Raw genomic sequence first — 18,075 nt, forward strand, 5'->3', positions numbered from 1 at the left:
CGTCCCCGATTTATTACATTTTTGTTTGACTACTTAGTTTGGGGAAATTTTATCAACAGTATGTTATATAAATCACTCAAAACCCGGTAAATCGGCGCTGGTATGGAAATGGTAGGGTTTATTTCAAACTAAATCATTAAACCCATGAACAGGCAAGAAACAGACAGGGAAGCAAGAGCCACCAAAAACGTGAAAAACGTTTGGAAATGGATCGTCGGTGTCGGTATCGTACTTTCGCTGATCGCCTGGTTTGGCGGCTTCTTCAACCATGATCAAAACCTGGGACAATCAGATAATCCCGCCGACCGTGGTGCGGCTACTGCCGACAGCGTGGCATCGGATACAGGTACAAGTTTGCGTCCCGACACGGTTTACGAACACGTCCGCGGCACGAACTAGGCTTATTTGATAAGCGCATCATACAAAATCTCGACCGGATGCATGGCAATGCGTCCGGTGCCATCTTTAATCTGATGGCGACAACTCGTTCCCGCAGCGGCGATAATTACGTCCTCCGGCTGCTGGCGGACGGTCGGGAACAACACCAGTTCCCCGATCTGCATCGAAACCTCAAAATGCTCTTCTTCATAACCAAACGACCCGGCCATTCCGCAACATCCCGATGGAATGAGCTGAACATGGAAATTTTCAGGCAATTGCAATGCTTTCTTTGAAGCTGTCATTGTAGAAAGCGACTTCTGATGGCAATGCCCATGCACTTTAATCAATTGATTTTTACTGATAAATGCATTTTTCTGAATGCGCTTATCATCCATCTCCCGCGCTATAAATTCCTCAAAAAGTAAGGCATTCGCGGCGACTTTCTGGGCATCGGCCCGCTGGTTCTCACCAACCAGATCCACATATTCGTCCCGGAACGAGAGGATAGCTGATGGTTCAATGCCTATCAGCGGCGCGTCATAAGTGATTTTGTCTTTCAAAAGGGCCACATTGCGGATCGCCAGCTTCTGAGCTTCTTTTACAAAACCTTTGGACAAATACGAGCGCCCCGATTCCACATGATCCGGGATAATGACCTCGTAGCCGAGCTTTTCGAGCAGCAAAACGGCCTTTTTACCCACTTCGGCATCATTGTAGTTGGTAAATTCATCGCAGAACAGATATACTTTTCGCGAATGTGTCGTTCCGGCCGTTTTCCTGCGTTGATGCTTTTCCCACCAGGTTTTCAGCGTCTCGGCGTCCAGTTTGGGCATGGAGCGGTCGGGATGAAAACCGACCATTTTGTTGGCAATTTTCCGCAATGCGGGCGTTCCGAATAGGCCGTTAAACGCCCAGGGAGCGATCGACGCCAGTTTCATCTGGTTCGAAAAATTGGCGATCAGTTTGCTGCGCATTGGCACGCCGTGCGTCTCATAATATTGCTGCGTGAATTCCGCTTTCATTTTCCCAATGTCCACGCTCGAAGGGCATTCCGACTTACAACCTTTACACGAAAGGCACAGGTCGAGCACTTCTTTTACCATTTCCTGGCTGGTGGCGGGGGCAGTTTCAGGAGTAAGATATTGGCGAAGGATGTTCGCGCGGGCACGCGTGGTGTCGCGCTCGCTGCGCGTAGCCATGTAGCTCGGGCACATGGTTCCGCCGGTAAGCTCGGTTTTCCGACAGTCGCCCGACCCGCTGCATTTTTCGGCGAGGCGGAGCATGCCTTCCTGCCGTGAAAAGTCGAATACGGTGTCGATCTGCGGGTTTGGCTTATCCTGTCCATAGCGCAGAAATTCGTTCATCGGAGGCGTATTTACGATTTTGTTGGCATTAAAAACGCCCTCCGGGTCCCAGATCCGCTTCACCTGCCTGAACATTTCGTACACTTCTTCACCCATCATGAATGGAATGAATTCCCCGCGCAGGCGGCCGTCGCCATGCTCGCCCGACAACGCACCATTATATTTCCTGACCAAAGCGGCGGTATCAGCCAGCACATCCCGGAATTGCTGCTTGCCCTCGCTCGTTTTGAGGTTGATCATCGGTTCCACATGCAGCTCGCCTGCGCCCGCGTGGGCATAGTACGACGCGTGCAGGCCATGTTTTTCAAGCAAAACTTCCAGTTCTTCAATATATGCGGGCAAATCCTCCACGGCCACGGCGCAGTCCTCGATGAGGTTCACCGGCTGCGTGTCGCCGGGCAGGTTGCGGATCAGGCCCAGTCCTGCTTTGCGAATGTCCCAGGCCTTGGCGGCATCGTCGCCGAACAGGAGCGGGTAGGCATAACCGAGGCCCTCCGCCTTCAATTGGGCAACCAATGCGGCGGCTTTTTGCTCGACTTCCTCCTTGGCGATTCCCCAAAACTCCACCATCAGCATCGCCGCCGGGTCGCCTTGCATGAAAAACCGGTTTTGAGAATACACATTATGGTTTTTGGTAAAGTCCATAATGTATTTGTCCACCAGTTCAGATGCCTTCGGATCGTGCTGCATGGCCACGCGGTTGGCGTGCAATGCTTCTGCTAGGGAGTTGGTATGCACGCACACCACGCCCACGGCAGCGGGCGGGGCATCCACGAGGGCGATTTTGGCCTCGGTAACAAAGCATAATGTGCCTTCCGAGCCCGCAATGAGGTTACATAAGTTGATATTACCCTTTTCAAAATTCCTGACAAGCGCGTCGAGGGCATAGCCGGAGTTGCGGCGGGTGACGGTTGGTTTGGGGAACTGCTTTTTGATTAAATCCTGGTCAATGGGATTGGATATCAGCCCAAACATCCCAGCCAGGATCGATTGCAGCCGCTGGCCTTTAACCTGCTTTTCGCGGATCGCGGTGGTGAAATCGGCAATGGATTGTTCGCTAAAAACGGCTTCCGAGCCATCGGAAAGCAGCACTTTCACTTCCAGCAGGTGATCACGCGTGGCGCCCCAGGTAATGGAATGCAGCCCGCACGAGTTATTCCCGATCATCCCGCCGATCATCGCCCGGCTCGCCGTGGAAGTTTCCGGACCGAAAAGCAGTCCGTAAGGTGCGAGGTGCTTGTTCAGGTCATCGCGGATGACGCCCGGCTGCACCCGCGCCCACTTTTCAGCGGCATTCACCTCGATAATCTTCCTGAAATGCTTTGAAATATCAACCACAACCCCATTTCCTACCACCTGCCCGGCCAGCGACGTCCCGGCGGCACGGGGAATGAGCGTCACCTTGTTCGTTCTCGCGAATTCGATGAGCGACCTCAGGTCGTCGACCGACTTCGGCAGCGCCACGGCCAGCGGCATTTCCTGGTAAACGGACGCATCGGTGGCGTAAACAGCGCGTTGCGCGGCGTGCAGCGTGGAATCATCATGATACAACTCGCCATCGAATCTGGCGCGAAGCGTATTGAACTGGAATGTTGAAACGCGGGTCATAGGAACAATCGATATGCGATGGCGAAGTTAAGGCAGTTGGCCTATTAATGCGCTGAAAAACTGCATTAATGTACTGGCGGGCAACGCTCAGTAAGCCACCGGATCAGATACCGCTGTGAGTTACGTATATTGGCACAATTTTTACACCCACCTGTTTTGGTAAAAAACTGTTTTCCCTTTCGATCCCATGAGAAACATAAACATTCTGATCCTCACACTATTCAGCTGCATTGCATTCAGCTGGGTTTCATTTGCTCAAAATACCGCCAATATCACGCTCACGGCTTCCAAACAGGCCCCGGTGACTGTAACGCTCGTGCTGGAAGATGTACATTTTCACCCCAATCTGGGCACGGGCCTTGCCGATGCAAAGCTCGATGCGGTGGCGTCGGTAAATTTTGCCGAAAAAACCACCGAAAAGACGGTTATCCAGCTCAATGAGCCTAAAATGATGCGCTTGCAATATAGCGGTGGCGGCGTGAATAAAACCTGGATGTTGTTTCTGCAACCCGGCGATGACCTGACGGTGGCCGTGGGTGAGAATGCGGATGTGACCTTCACTGGTAAGAATGCGAATTATCAGACATTCCTGAAAAACTATTTCCTTGAAAATCAATACCAATACCTGCCCGTTTTTGGCTATAAACCGTCTCAGATCGATAACAAAAGCGTAATCCAGCAAAGCGACAGCCTGAAAAAGGCACGGCTCGATGCCTTCGAAAAATTCAAAATGGCCAACCCCGTGGTGCCTGCATTCGAAGCTTATGTGCTGGCTACAACCGCTACCGAGCCTTCGCTCACCCGGCAGCTGATCCAGGAAAAGATCATGCGCCGAAACCGCGTGGCCAAACTCGACGCCACCCAGCGTAAAGAGTTGGAAGATTTCACACTTACCGATTTCAAAATCCAGCCCGACGACGCATTACTGAGCCAGGCCTACCGCGACGAGCTCCGCAACTGGGCGCTCATTCCCTCCACCCGCAAGTTCCCGCTCGAATCGGAAACCCGTTACGAAATCAGTCCCGAGGCATTGAAGGATGTATACGCATTCAGCAAGGAAAAACTGGCCGATTATCCTAAACAAAAGGAATACCTGGCCACTTACTGGCTCAATTACGCCGCTACGGCCATTCCGAATGTCGAAACCGCCAAAACGCTGCTCGCCGACTATAAAACCACATTCCCGCAATCACCTTATACCGAGTACATTTCCAACCTGATCCAGACCAAAGAGGCATTGCAGCCGGGTGCTCCAGTGACAGATATCACGCTCCTCAATACGGACAGCGCTGCCGTAGCCGTTTCGTCGTTGCAGGGCAAGCCGGTTTTGATGGTGTTCTCGTTCAGCATCGGCCAGCACGAGCCCGGTTTGAAGGTTTTGGAAGATAAATATGCCGATAAAGTGACGTTCGCCTACGTGTCCGTTGCCACGGGCATTCCGCTGGGGACGTGGAAACAATACGTGAAAACGCGGCCTACTGCCAAACATTTATGGGCTTCGGACGAGAATATCGAAGTTTTGAAAGAAAAATACGGCATCGACATCCGCTATCCGTTCCTCGTGATCGACGGTTCGGGCAAGATCGTGAACCGCTGGATTCCGCAGGAATTCCCTAATAACAAAACGCTGGAAGCCGAATTGCAGAAGGTAGCCAAATAATGCAACAGGTGCGGAGCAGGCGCTCCGCACTATTCTGTAATACGAATGGCGTGAATCGGCTCGTGGTATTGATAGGAAATGCGCAAATCGCAATTTTCGCAGATCTGCTTCACAATCGCCAGTCCGAGCCCCAGCGACTCGGCGCCGGTGGATTCCTTCTTGAACCGCTCGAACAATCGCTCGGGATCACTTTTCAATGCATGACCGGTGTTGCTCACCTGCACATAATCAGCACCTGATTCCAGCCTGAGCTCCCCGCCCGGATAATTGTGCCGGATCGCATTGTTAATCAGGTTCGTAAGCAGAATGTCGGCCAATGCAGGCGACATCAGTTTCCGGAAACTGCCGGTGGATCGCACCACGACACGAATTTCCTTATGCTGCAAAATGTCCTCGAAATCTTTGAGTTTGTTCAATGCGAGCTCCGAAAGATCGAGCTCCTCCTGCTCGGTAAACTGCTGGTTCTCAATTTTTGCCAACAATAACAATCCCTGGTTGAGCCTCGACATCCGCCGCGCGGCATGGTAAATTTCCTCGATCCAGTAAGTATGGTTTTCGCCGAGATCGCCGGATTGAATGAATTGCTCCACACGTGCATTGATAAGCGCCAGCGGCGTCTGGATTTCGTGGGACGCATTTTCCGTAAATTCGCGAAGGCTCCGGTAATCGTGCTGCATTTTGGAAGCCATTTTCTCCATCACATCCCCCAGCTCGTTAAACTCGGTAATCTCGCTGCGGACGGTTTCGAGCGGCTCGTTTTTGGTCCAGTCAAAATCCTTGATCCGCGCCAGCGAATCGTAAAAAGGCTTCCAGAGCTTGCCGGACAGCACCCGGTGAAACAGGAATGTGCTCACCAGCAGCAGGCCTAAGAAGGCGATCATCGCCACCGAAATGGCTTCAATGAGCTTGTAAGACTCGATCATCGACTTCCGGATGGCCACGCGGTAGGGCGATCCGCCGATTAATGTGTAGAAAGTGAGCTGCCGGAACGGGTCGGCGGTTTCGTCGTAGCGGTTGCTGATCAGCGTGTCGGTGAATGCGACCTCGTTTTTGAATTTCCCGTACACCGGCACCACTTCAATTTTGTTTTCGACAAAATAGGAATTGTTGGACCAGGTGTCGTTGCTTCGGACATAGGCTTCAAAATCCTGCTTTTCGACCATCAGCCGGCTTTCCACCTCGTCGTAGATCATGAAATTGATGATCCAGTAAAAAGCGAAACCCACGGCCGCGTAAATCAGCAGCGAGGCCATCAGGTAAATGCGGCTGGCTTTTTCGAGAAGTTTCAAGGTGCGGTAAATTTATATCCTATCCCGTAAATCGATTGAATGTAATCTTTTCCGCCCTTCTCGACGATCTTCCGGCGCAAGTTCTTGATATGCGAATACACCATATCCAGCGAGTCCGCCGAATCCATATTATCGCCCCACAGGTGCTCGGCGATGGATTCTTTCGTTAATGCGACGTCGATATTGGACAAAAAATAGAGCAGCAAATCGTACTCTTTTTTCGACAGCGTGGTTTCAATGTCTTTAATAAAAACCTTCCTGGCAGGCAGGTTCACCCGGATATCTTTCCAGGTCATATCATTATTTCCTCCAAAATTGCGGCGGCGGATCAGCGATTTTACCCGTGCATTCAACTCGGAAAGATGGAATGGCTTGGTCATATAATCGTCCGAACCTATTTCGAGACCTTTTAGCTTGTCTTCCAGCGTATTACGGGCCGAAATAATGATAATTCCCGTCGCGGCGGCGATCTTTTTCAAGGTTTGGATAATGTCAAAACCATTGCCATCGGGCAGCGTGAGGTCTACGATCGTGCAATCGTACTGGTACAGGCTGATCTTCTCATCGGCTTGCCAGAAAGTGTTTGCCACTTCGCACACGAACCCTTCGCGGGAGAGATAATCCGTGATACTTTCGGCCAGCCCTTTCTCGTCCTCCACAACTAATATTTTCATTCCGCTATTAAAAGATACTTTACAAAAATACATCCGGAATCTGGAAACATTTAGGAAGGATAAGCTGGTAATAAACAGCCCTTTGCAAGTTTCCGTTTCCCAAATGTTTCCAGAATTGGGCTCTAATTTCGGCTAAAAATATCTTTAACCCGAATTATGAAGCACTCCCAGTATCATTCCGTTTCCCGCATTTTTCCGCCGGGAAATGTGCATTCACCGGCAAGGCTCGTGCGCCGGATTTTCGAATGCAGGTCCCATTGGTTCACAGTTCTTTTAGTCGCTTTCATGAGCGCGCAGGCCGGCGCCCAGCAGCTCCGACTGCACGAGGCATTGGAGCAGGGCAAAGGCAATTTCCCGTTCCTCAAAGCCAAGCGTGCCGAAATCCACAGTGCGGAAAGCCGCATCAAATCCGTTAAAACCGACTATCTGCCCGCATTCATCGTGCAGGATCAATATACTTACGCCACCAGCAACAGCGTGGCCGGCGCATTTCTGCCCAACGAGGGCAGCGCATTGTCGCCCTCCGGCGGCATTCGCCCCGAAAACCATTACACCCCCACATTCGGCAGCTTCACCACGGCGATGGTCGACTGGAAAGTGTTCAATTTCGGAAAAGTGAAAGCCCAGGTCAACGCTGCCAAAGCCGATCTCGCCCGCAGCCAGGCCGACTATGAGAATGAGCTTTTCCAGCATCAGGTTAAGATCATCGATGCCTACCTGCTGTTGCTGATCAACCAGAAACTGGTGGACGCGCAGCGCCAGAACCTCGAACGGGCATCGATTTTCAAGCGTGTTACCGACGCAGCCGTGAGCTCGGGAATGCGCCCGGGCGTGGACAGTTCCCTGGCCGCTGCGGAATATGCCAAAGCGCAATTGCTGCTGCTGGAAAGCCAGCGGTCGGAAAAAGCGCAGCGACTGCGGTTTTCGGAGCTTACCGGCGAGCTGCGCGACAGTGTCCAGGTGGATATCATGGGTTTTTACTCCCAATTGCCGATTGTGCCGGGCGAAGCGACTTCATTGCTCAAAAACCCTGCATTGCGGTTTGCGCAGGCACAGATGGACGCCTCGCTGGCACGTAGCCTGGCCGTGAAACGGTCCTTTTTACCCTCGATTTCCCTCGTAGGCGCCGGTTGGGGCCGCGGGTCGGGCATTTCCAACAAGGACGACTCTTTCCACACCGATTTTTCGAGCGGTGTCAAATACCAGGTCTTCAACTACCTGGTCGGCGTTTCCACGCGCTGGAACCTGACCGGCATCCTGAAAGTAAGGAACGACTACCACGCCGAACAATTCCAGGTGGAGCGTTTCAAATCGCTGTACCAAACCCAGCAATTACAACTCGACCGCCAGGAGCGCGAATCCGAAATCCAGTTCCAGCTATCGCTCGCGCAAGCGCGCCTCACGCCGGTGCAACTCGCAGCCGCCCGCACGGCTTTCAACCAGGCCGAGGCGCGCTACCAGAGCGGCATGACCGACCTGTTTACATTGGCCCAAAGTGTGAATGCATTGAACCGCGCCGAAGTGGACAAGTTTGTCACCACCGGCAACGCCTGGCGCTCGCTGCTGCTGAAAGCCGCCGCAGCCGGCGACCTCGACATTTTTTTGAGCCAGATAAACCAATAATATTATGTATCAACTCATCAGAACTGCCCTCCGACAGCCCATTTCTATCGTGGTGGTCGTGATCGGCATCCTATTTTTCTCGGTTTTGTCGATCCGGAGCATTCCGGTCGATATTTTCCCAAACCTCGACTTACCGACCATTTACGTGGTGCAGCCCTACGGCGGTATGGCTCCCGACCAAATGGACGGCTTCATCGCCACGCGCTACCAGGACCACTTTCTGTATGTGTCGGGGATTCGCGATGTGGACGTGAAAACGATCCAGGGTTTGTCGCTGATCAAACTGTCATTCTACCCCGGTACCGACATGGCGCAGGCTGCTGCGGAGGTTGCCAACAACGTCTCCCGCGCGAAAGCCTACATGCCCGAGGGCACGGTGCCTCCGCAGGTAGTCCGTTTCGATGCGAGCTCAGTGCCGATCGGGCAGATGGTTTTCGAAAGCGCTTCCCGCTCGCTGAACGAGATCCAGGACTTCGCCTCGTCGCGTGTGCGGCCGATGTTCAGCCGGATCGAGGGCGTTTCCAGCCCGCCGCCATTCGGTGGTAACCAGCGTACGATCGTCGTGCGCGTGGACCCGGAGCGCATCAGAAGCTACCATCTGACCCCGGAAGAGGTCATTAAATCCATCATTGCCAACAACCAGCCCTCCCCCGCCGGTAACATCCGCATGGGCGACAAAACTTTGATGACGCCCGTTAACTCTCTCATTAAGAAACCGGAAGACTTCCTTAACATCCCGATTCGCGTGGGAGCCGGGCCTACCGTGTTCATCCGTGATGTGGGCGTGGTGGAAGATGGTGCTGATGTTACCGTGAGCTACGCGCTGATCAATGGCCGCCGGGCGGTTTATATTCCGGTAGTGAAAAAATCTGACGCGTCGACGCTGGATGTGGTGAACAATATCCGGGCTGCATTGCCGCAATTACGGAATGCGGTGCCGGAGGATGTGAAGATTTCCTACGAATTCGACCAGTCGGTGTATGTGACCAACTCGCTCAAAAGCCTGATTACCGAGGGTATTCTCGGTGCATTGCTCACCGGTTTGATGGTGCTGCTCTTCCTCCGCGACTGGCGCAGCGTGATCATCGTGATCGTCACCATCCCGATTTCGATTCTTTCGGCGGTGATTTTGATGAATTTATTTGGACAAACGATCAATATCATGACATTGAGCGGGCTGGCATTGGCTATCGGCGTGCTCGTGGACCAGGCGACGGTGACAATCGAAAACATTCACCAGCACCAGGAAATGGGTAAACCGAAGGAACAGGCCATTTGGGATGCTTGTAAGGAAATCGCATTCCCTGAATTCCTTATTTTGCTGGCGATCCTGGCCGTTTTTGCGCCGTCGTTTGTGATGAGTGGTATTCCAAGATCGATGTTTTTACCACTCTCGCTGGCGGTCGGTTTTGCGATGATCGCTTCGTTTTTGCTCTCTCAAACCCTGGTCCCCGTGCTTGCAAACTGGCTTTTGAAAGACCATCCGCACCACGAGGCGCCCACATTGGCATTGGATAGCCAGGAGATTAAGGATGTGATTGAGGAAGGCGAGCACCCGTCGCTGCCCCCTACCGGTTTTGAAAAATTCAAACTAAAATACCTGAACGTGCTCAACGGCATTATGGGCAAGCGCCTGATCGTGCCGGTATACCTGGTCGGCACCATAGCACTGATCGTCGGCGGATTCTTCCTCATCGGCACCGACATTCTTCCGAAAGCCAACAGTCACCAGTTTCAAATGCGCATGCGGGTGCCCGATGGTACGCGCGTGGAACGTACGGAAGAGGCTACATTAAAGGTTTTGAATCTGATTCAATCGGAGGTCGGGAAGGGGAATGTCGAGATATCGTCGGCTTATGTGGGCACGGTGCCTTCCAGCTACGGTACTTCCAACATTTTCGTGTTCAACAGCGGCCCGCACGAGGCGGTTTTGCAGGTGTCGTTAAAAGAAGAATTTCCGGTGAGAATGGATGCATTAAAGGAAAAACTGCGTGCGCGGATCGCCAAGGAAATCCCGAATCTGGCCATTTCATTTGAACCGATCGAGCTGGTGGACAAAATTATGAGCCAGGGCGCTTCTACGCCGATCGAAGTGAGTGTGGCGGCCAAGGATGTAGAAGAAGCCGGAAGGTTTGCCCGCAAAATCCGGAAGGAAATGGAGCAGATCGCTTTCCTCCGCGATGTGCAGATCGCCCAGCCATTGGAATACCCGGTCCTGGATGTAAAAATCGACCGCGAACGCGCAGGGCAGCTGGGCATTACCTCTACGCAAGTGGCGCGCTCGATGGTAGCAGCCACGTCGTCCAGCCGTTTTACGGATAAAAACCTCTGGCTCGACGACGCCAAAGGGCTCGCTTACCAGGTGCAGGTCCAGATTCCGGAATACCAGATGACTTCCGTCGAAGACATTGGTACTATTCCATTGAAAACCGGCGTGAGCAACCCATTGCTGGCCGATGTGGCTACATTTTCCGAAAAAACCGCCCCCGGCGAATACGACCGCGCCGGCCCCAACCGACTCGTGACTGTGACGGCCAACATTCATCAAAAAGACCTCGGTGCAGCCACTACCGCCGTTCAGAAAGCGATTAAGAATGCAGGCGAGTCGCCACGCGGGGTTATTGTAGAATTAAAAGGCCAGACCGACCTGCTGACCGAAACATTGAGCAGCCTCCAAACCGGCCTGCTGATCGCCGTGGTGATTATGTTCTTGTTGCTGGCGGCTACTTATCAGTCATTCAAACTGTCGCTGGTGGTACTTTCCACCATTCCGGCCGTGGTGGTGGGCTCGATTGGCCTCCTCCTGCTCACCGGCGCGACACTGAACCTGCAATCCTACATGGGGCTGATCATGTCGGTAGGTGTGTCGGTAGCGAATGCGATCCTGATGGTGACCAATGCCGAAAACCTGCGCCTCCAATTGCAGGATGCGCATAAGGCGGTCACCCTCGCGGCTGGCAGCCGTATCCGCCCGATCCTCATGACGAGTATCGCGATGATCGCCGGGATGGTCCCGATGGCATCCGGCATGGGCGAAGGCGGCGACCAGATTGCCCCGCTCGGACAGGCGGTAATCGGCGGGCTGATCGCCTCCACATTGGCATCGCTGCTCATTTTGCCTGCCGTATTCACGTTGGTGCAGCGCAAAGCGTCCGTCAACTCGGTATCCCTCGATCCCGAAGATCCCGAAAGCAATTTTTTCCGTAAAAAACTCCAAACATCCGTTTCCATGAATACCCTGAAATCCATCCTGATACTGATCACCGTCGCCGTCGGCCTGAGCGCATGCAGCAGCACCGCCGAAACGAGCGATAGCCACGAAGCCAAATCCGCCGGCGAAGCCGCGGCGGGTAGCGCAAAAGAATCGGCTGCTGTGGAACTGGCTTACGTGAAAAGTATGAAGCCCGCCCGGCAAGTAGCATTACCCGGTGAATTGAAGCCGTGGAATAAGGTGAGCATTCATCCAAAAGTGAAGGGGTTTGTCAAAACGGTCAATGTGGATCGCGGGACTTTTGTCAAAAAAGGCCAGGTGCTGTCGGTGCTGGAAGCGCCGGAAGTCATTTCGGAACTCAGCCAGGCCAAAGCACAGCTCATTGCCGCCGAAGCAGCCTTGCATGAAATCACTACGCGCTACCAGGCCACCGCATTGACATACAGTAGATTGCAAAAAACCAACCGCACGGAAGGCGCCGTGTCGCTCAACGAGCTGGACCTTGCCAAAGCCCGCGCCGCGGCAGACAGCGCTGCCATGTCGGTTGCGAAAGGCAACGTACAGGCCGCCAGGTCATTCATGGAAACCAAAACGGAGCTATCCCGATACCTGACGGTTACGGCACCGTTCGACGGCATTATTACCGAAAGAAATATCAGCCCAGGTGCGCTGGTAGGTCCGGGAGAAGGTGGCGCGAAGCCGTTGTTCATTCTGGAAGATCATACCAAACTGCGCCTGACACTTGCGATTCCTGAAAACATGTCGAGTGCCATTCCCAACAAAGGCGAAGTGAGCTTCACCGTTTCGGCCAGCCCCGAAAAAGTGTACAAGGCCGTTTACGCCCGCAGTTCGCGCACATTAACCGAAGAAAACCGCTCGATGATGACCGAATTCGACGTCAATAACCGCTCCAATGAGCTGAAAGCCGGCATGTACGCGCAAGTGCAGCTCAACACCGAGCGCACAGGCAACACCCTCTTCGTACCCACCACGGCCGTCGTCAATTCCAGCGAGCAGGTATTCGTCATCCGCGACAAAGGCAAAAAAGCCGAATGGGTCCCAGTCAAGCGCGGCGTTGTGGTAGACACGCTGGTAGAAGTCTTCGGCGATCTGCACGATGGCGATGCGATTGTAAAGAAGGCATCGGAGGAGTATCGGAATGGGGAGGATTTGTAGGTTTAAGTCCATTCTCAACAATAAATGCCGGGTTTGAGGCCCGGCATTTTTTGTTTTTTTAAGCAATCACTACTTCCTGCTGTAAGTATCCGCCGTTGCTTCGGGGAATGAGCGCAGGATGTCGGCCATCGTGTTTTTGATCATCGTGTTCTGATCTTCTTTTTTAGTAGGCGCCTTTACTTTGCCGGAAGCCCATCCTTGCCATACCATCCGCTCGGTGGTTTTCTGGTAGATGTTCAGGATGAAACGGCTTTCCTGGTAATTATAGGTGGAGATATTGTTGCCTCCGCCGTACCACCACATGTAAGGCGAGTACATGTTGTTGGAACGCACTTGCTGGCGATCTTTCACATCCGTCATAAACCGCACGACGATTTCAGGATTTTTGGTATCCATCTTGTAGCCTTTGGCCTCCATCACTTCTACGACCGCATCACCCAACCGGCGACGGTTCAATTCGCTACCCAGCAGCGGGTCCTGCTCCATATTATGCTCGGCCTCCACTTTGAAGGTCTTGAATTGTTTCAGGTTCACCGAGGAGTCGTAATCGTAACTGACTTGGAGGGCATTGCTGCACGCCATCATGAATACACCCGCCACAACCGCTACACCAGCGGACTTTATCAACTTCACTATGGTTTTCATTGTGTTTTTGAACGTTTGGTTTTGTTACATTACTCTGACAGTTTCAGGGGGTAAATGGTTTAAATTTCCTCGAAACATCTATTAAACTTATAAACAATTAAAACTGATATATCGATCGGAAAAATCTATAAACAAAAACGCGCCCGGGGTTGGCCGGACGCGATGTACTGGGAATATATAAGGGACCACGAACTTTAATGACCGATCCTAGACATGCTTATAGTCAGGATGTTTGTAAGGTGCCCGGTAAGCACGGGCCAGCAATCCATTCGCCTCTCTGTCTCCCACAATTTCGCGTTTTATCGGATCATAAACAATGGAACGACCGGTTTTCACCGAAAGATTTGCCAAAATACAGCTGGCGGTCGAAATATGGCCTTCCTCGATGTCGGCCACCGGCCTGCCGCTGTTTTCAATGGCGTTCAGGAAATCGAGCATATGCAGGCGCGTTGCCGGTGCAGCATTGAGCTCGATCCGGTCTTCTTTCAGGTCTTCGGGATACTTTTCCTTTTCGTAAACGACGTCCTTGTGAATTTTCTCTCCCTTTCCCTGCGGAATGAAATCATAGGCCATTGTACTTGCCCAAAGCGTCCCTTTCTCGCCATACAGCGTGAAAGACCACGGATAATCGGGATTGTTGGGCGTTCCCCAGGTGCGATGCTGCCACACGCAGTTCAGGCCGTCGTATTCGAAAATGGCGGATTGCGTATCCGATATATTGGATTTACCCTCTTTCTGCACATAAATACCACCGGTCGAGGTAATTTTTTTCGGCCAGCCTAGTTTCAGCATCCAGCGCACCGTGTCGAACATGTGCACACACATATCGCCGGTAATGCCGTTACCATATTCCATGAACGTCCTCCACCAGCGGATGTGGGGCGAGCCGTCGTACGGCCGGAGGGGTGCCGGACCGGTCCATTTTTCGTAATCGAGGTAATCGGGCACGGCCTCCACCGGCGGGTTACCATTGGCCCGCATGTGGTAGTAGCAGCACATTTCGACGTGTGAAATCTTGCCCAGCAGGCCAGCATCCACGATATTCTTCTTCGCTTCGATCAAATGCGGCGTGCTTTTGCGCTGCGTTCCTACCTGCACTACTTTTTTGTATTTGCGGGCCGCGGCTACCATCGCCTCGCCCTCCATCACGTCCACGCTGATCGGCTTCTGCACGTACACGTGTGCGCCTGCCTTCACGGCGTCGATCATCTGCAAGGCATGCCAATGGTCGGGAGATCCGATGAGCACGATATCCATTTCATTTTCGGCGAGCATCTTCTGATAGTCGCCGTACAACTTCGGCGTCTTGCCCGATTTCTGCCGTTGGCTTACCAGCTTGCCCGCTTCGTTCAATTGATTTTTATCGACATCACACAGCGCGATCACCTCCACAGGTGCCACCTGAATAAGCCTGAAAAGGTCGCTTTTACCATACCAACCGGTACCGATCAGCCCGACGCGCCATGTTTTAGCGGGGTTGATCAGGTCCATTCCCTGCGCTCCGAAAGTAGAAAGTGCCAATGCAGCCGTGGCCCCGTGCATGAAGCTACGACGGTTGATATTGAAAGTATTCATTCTTGATTTTGATTGGTTTTAGGAAACAGGCAACTGCGTTCTGCCGGTAAAAGCGCGGGAAGCGTGGCGTTTTACTTTTAAGCGGGGATTATTTTACATTTGCCAAACATCGCCACTCAACTTCCTGCATTCGATATGGTACCAGTTATCTCCCGATTGTATGGATTTAGAATTTTATCCTTTTCAAACCGATGATGATCGGCTTTATTTTGAATTTTTGAATGTCAGAAATGAAAGATTAATCCGAAAATCAGTGATTTTTACGGAGTTTCCTCAAAGGAATCGGGTGTTTAACCTTGCGCTAGTGGATATTCTTCCGAATGGTGATATTAGCGATAGTGCGTCAGGTGATAATAGTCTCGATCTGAAAAAAGTCATGGCGACAGTGGCAGAATGCATCCGACTCTTTCTTGATAAACGTCCGGATGCAGAAATACAAATACAGGCTAATACACCAGCAAAGAACCGATTGTACAGAATTATCATTGGCCGGGAGCTTTCAAATATTGAGAAGTATTACGAAATTTATGGAAGCAACGGCGCATTCGCTGAGCCCTTTGCTGCCAACAGGGTGTACATGGTTTATACGCTTAAACTCAGACCTAATGAAGACTCAAACTGAAACATTTGAAGAACGCAAAAAACGAGTGCTTTCTGACCCTCGGGTACAAGTTATTATTAAAGAAAAGATGGAAGCTTCCCGGGAGTTTATTGAAAGCGGAGGACTCGAAAGGCTTCGTGCATTAAAACGATAGCCTATTTCAAAAACCCCTCAACGTTCCCCTTATCCACCAGCTGAAAAGGAATCAGCACCTCCTTCTCAAAGGCCTCTTTCTTAGCCGCCTTCACCGCCGTTTCAATCGCCTTTCCGCCCTGTTCTTTGGCGTTTTGAAAAACAGTGGCATCCAGCGTTCCCTTTTTCACAGCCTGCAATGCGTCGGGGATAGCGTCGACGCTCACTACCAGCACCTTACCTTTCAAGCCAGCCGCTTCCAGGGCCTTCACTGCGCCCATGCCCATTTCGTCGTTCTGTGCAAAGATGGCATTGATTTTGTCGCCGTAGGATTGAATCCAGTTTTCGGTGAGTGACATGCCTTTCGCGCGGTCCCATTCGCCGGATTGCTCGGCGAGGAGTTTCAGACCCGGATTGGCTTTGAGGATATCCTTGGCCCCGTTATCGCGCTTGATCTGCGCCGCCTGGCCCATGAAACCGTGCATCATGAGGATGTTGCCCTTGCCGCCGAGCTTTTCGGCAATGTATTTCATCGCAATGCGCGCCGATTCGGTATCGTCCGAGCCTACGAATGCAGTCGGTTTGGCAGAGGTTTCGGAATTGACGTTGATGATTGGAATCTTGGCGTCCATAGCCAGCTTAATGGCCGGCGAGCTCGCTTCCACCTCGGCAGGGTTCATGATGATGGCGTCCACGCCCTGGCCGATAAAGCTCTCTACCTGCTCCACCTGCTTCAATGCCGACCGTTCGGCGTCCACCGTGATCAGCTCCACACCCATTTCCTTCGCCTTTGCTTCCATTGCGTCGCTCACATTCACGATAAACTCGTTCTGCATGCTCAACATCGTGGCGCCGATCACTAGGTTGTCGCCGCCGGACTCGTTGTCAGAAGATTGATTACATCCCGCCAGCAGTGCAGCGGCGATCAGAGTTGCGAAAATTGCGTTGCGTTTCATATTGCTATCGGCATCCGGCCATCAGCCGCCAAGTTTATATTAATAGTATAATCGTTCAAAAAAAATCCTTCCTCCATCCTCCCTTTCCTCCATTTTCCTTTTCAATCCTTCTTCCCAACCCCATCCAGCACCACAGCCCCGATAATGATCACGCCCATGACCACCTGCTGGTAATAAGACGTCACATTCAGCAGATCAAGGCTGTTGCTGATCACGCCGATCAGTAAGGCGCCGATCAAGGTGCCCGTCATGGTGCCTGTGCCGCCGGAAGTGCTCGTACCGCCGATAATCGCCGCAGCGATGGCATCCAGCTCGAAACCGGCTCCGGCATTGGGCTGACCGGTGGTAATGCGCGATGTGAGCAGGATACCGCCCAATGCAGAAAGCAATCCGCAAATAGTATATACCCACATTTTCACCCGGCTCACGCGTATGCCCGACGCGCGCGCCGCAGGCTCATTACCCCCGACCGCATACATGTAGCGCCCCAGCACAGTTTTATTCAACACAACCGAACAAACCGCGAATGCCACGAAAAGTATGATAATCGGAAACGGGATGCCGGCTATATTTCCTCCACCGATAAAATTGAATCCATCGGAAAGGTTCGAAACCGGCCTGCCTTTGCTCAGGATCAATGCGAGCCCGCGGCCGATCGTCATCGTACCGAGCGTAACGATGAACGGCGGCACCTTACTTTTGGTAATCACAAGCCCGTTGAATGCGCCCATCGCCGAACCGGCTGCTAATCCAGCCAGCAGCGGCACCACCAATGGATAAGTATCCGGATGCGCAAATGTGGCTGCGACAACGCCGGTTACCGCCACCATCGAGCCGAGGGATAGGTCAATACCACCGGTAATAATCACAAACGTGACGCCGAATGCCAGCAACGCATTGATCGAAACCTGGTTACCAATGATCAAAAGGTTGGAAACAGTAAAGAACTTGGGTGTACTCAATGCGAGCACGAGGCATATCAATGCAAATGCGAGAAAAATGCCGTACTGGCTTAGTTTGGAGAGGTTGTTCATATTTTAAGACTTCGGCTGTCGGCTTTCGGCAGTCGGCTTTTTGATCTGAATATTATAAATTGTAACCTAAAAACTAAGCCTAAAGCCTAAAGCCGAAAGCCGAAAGCCGAAAGCCGAAAGCCAAAGCCGAAAGCCAAAGCCGAAAG

13 protein-coding genes are annotated in these 18,075 nt (G+C 52.4%); 6 read left to right on the forward strand and 7 right to left on the reverse strand.

Translation table 11 applies throughout. The features are described from left to right. Positions 1 to 144: 144 nt before the first annotated feature. Positions 145 to 399 carry a hypothetical protein gene (locus DFER_RS15615; protein ID WP_015812612.1) on the forward strand — a complete coding sequence of 85 codons (255 nt, stop codon included), beginning with the start codon at positions 145 to 147 and terminating at the stop codon, positions 397 to 399. 2 nt (positions 400 to 401) lie between these two features. On the opposite strand, the gene DFER_RS15620 is transcribed toward DFER_RS15615, so the two are convergent. After that, a complete protein-coding gene (locus DFER_RS15620; RefSeq protein WP_015812613.1) occupies positions 402 to 3,353 on the reverse strand; it encodes an FAD-binding and (Fe-S)-binding domain-containing protein in 2,952 nt (983 codons plus the stop codon). 187 nt (positions 3,354 to 3,540) lie between these two features. Here DFER_RS15620 and DFER_RS15625 point away from each other — a divergent pair, with 187 nt between their 5' ends. Further along, positions 3,541 to 5,013 (forward strand): TlpA family protein disulfide reductase, encoded by a 1,473-nt coding sequence (locus DFER_RS15625; protein ID WP_015812614.1) that lies wholly within the window; start codon positions 3,541 to 3,543, stop codon positions 5,011 to 5,013. 29 nt (positions 5,014 to 5,042) lie between these two features. Here DFER_RS15625 and DFER_RS15630 read toward each other — a convergent pair whose 3' ends face one another. Both DFER_RS15630 and DFER_RS15635 read right to left on the reverse strand, forming a co-directional pair. Then, positions 5,043 to 6,302, reverse strand: coding sequence for a sensor histidine kinase (locus DFER_RS15630; protein ID WP_041735187.1), 1,260 nt, complete (start codon positions 6,300 to 6,302; stop codon positions 5,043 to 5,045). Continuing rightward, a complete protein-coding gene (locus tag DFER_RS15635) occupies positions 6,299 to 6,976 on the reverse strand; it encodes a response regulator transcription factor (RefSeq protein ID WP_015812616.1) in 678 nt (225 codons plus the stop codon). The genes DFER_RS15630 and DFER_RS15635 overlap by 4 nt, the downstream gene beginning before the upstream one ends. A 156-nt stretch (positions 6,977 to 7,132) precedes the next feature. On the opposite strand from DFER_RS15635, the gene DFER_RS15640 reads away from it, so the two are divergent. Both DFER_RS15640 and DFER_RS15645 read left to right on the forward strand, forming a co-directional pair. Then, positions 7,133 to 8,599: a TolC family protein gene (locus tag DFER_RS15640; RefSeq protein ID WP_083769126.1), complete on the forward strand. Its 1,467-nt coding sequence runs from the start codon at positions 7,133 to 7,135 to the stop codon at positions 8,597 to 8,599. Positions 8,600 to 8,603: 4 nt separating this feature from the next. After that, positions 8,604 to 12,986, forward strand: coding sequence for an efflux RND transporter permease subunit (locus tag DFER_RS15645; RefSeq protein WP_015812618.1), 4,383 nt, complete (start codon positions 8,604 to 8,606; stop codon positions 12,984 to 12,986). A gap of 69 nt (positions 12,987 to 13,055) precedes the next feature. Here DFER_RS15645 and DFER_RS15650 read toward each other — a convergent pair whose 3' ends face one another. Beyond that, positions 13,056 to 13,631: a DUF4136 domain-containing protein gene (locus tag DFER_RS15650; protein WP_015812619.1), complete on the reverse strand. Its 576-nt coding sequence runs from the start codon at positions 13,629 to 13,631 to the stop codon at positions 13,056 to 13,058. Between the two features lie 207 nt (positions 13,632 to 13,838). Next, positions 13,839 to 15,206, reverse strand: coding sequence for a Gfo/Idh/MocA family protein (locus tag DFER_RS15655; protein WP_015812620.1), 1,368 nt, complete (start codon positions 15,204 to 15,206; stop codon positions 13,839 to 13,841). A gap of 160 nt (positions 15,207 to 15,366) precedes the next feature. Between DFER_RS15655 and DFER_RS15660 the strand changes: the two genes are divergently transcribed. Together DFER_RS15660 and DFER_RS30150 are read left to right on the forward strand one after the other, a co-directional pair. Then, positions 15,367 to 15,828 (forward strand): DUF6934 family protein, encoded by a 462-nt coding sequence (locus DFER_RS15660; protein ID WP_015812621.1) that lies wholly within the window; start codon positions 15,367 to 15,369, stop codon positions 15,826 to 15,828. Beyond that, complete coding sequence (locus tag DFER_RS30150) at positions 15,812 to 15,961, forward strand: hypothetical protein (RefSeq protein WP_187293387.1); 150 nt, start codon at positions 15,812 to 15,814, stop codon at positions 15,959 to 15,961. Before DFER_RS15660 ends, DFER_RS30150 begins: the two co-directional genes overlap by 17 nt. Before the next feature lies 1 nt (position 15,962). Here the strand turns inward: DFER_RS30150 and DFER_RS15665 are convergent, their stop codons facing one another. Then, positions 15,963 to 16,895 carry a sugar ABC transporter substrate-binding protein gene (locus DFER_RS15665; RefSeq protein WP_015812622.1) on the reverse strand — a complete coding sequence of 311 codons (933 nt, stop codon included), beginning with the start codon at positions 16,893 to 16,895 and terminating at the stop codon, positions 15,963 to 15,965. A gap of 101 nt (positions 16,896 to 16,996) precedes the next feature. Next, positions 16,997 to 17,929 carry an ABC transporter permease gene (locus DFER_RS15670; RefSeq protein WP_015812623.1) on the reverse strand — a complete coding sequence of 311 codons (933 nt, stop codon included), beginning with the start codon at positions 17,927 to 17,929 and terminating at the stop codon, positions 16,997 to 16,999. Between the last annotated feature and the right edge of the window lie 146 nt (positions 17,930 to 18,075).

The sequence above is a fragment of the Dyadobacter fermentans DSM 18053 genome, assembly GCF_000023125.1.
In the GTDB taxonomy this organism is placed as follows: Bacteria; Bacteroidota; Bacteroidia; order Cytophagales; family Spirosomataceae; genus Dyadobacter; species Dyadobacter fermentans.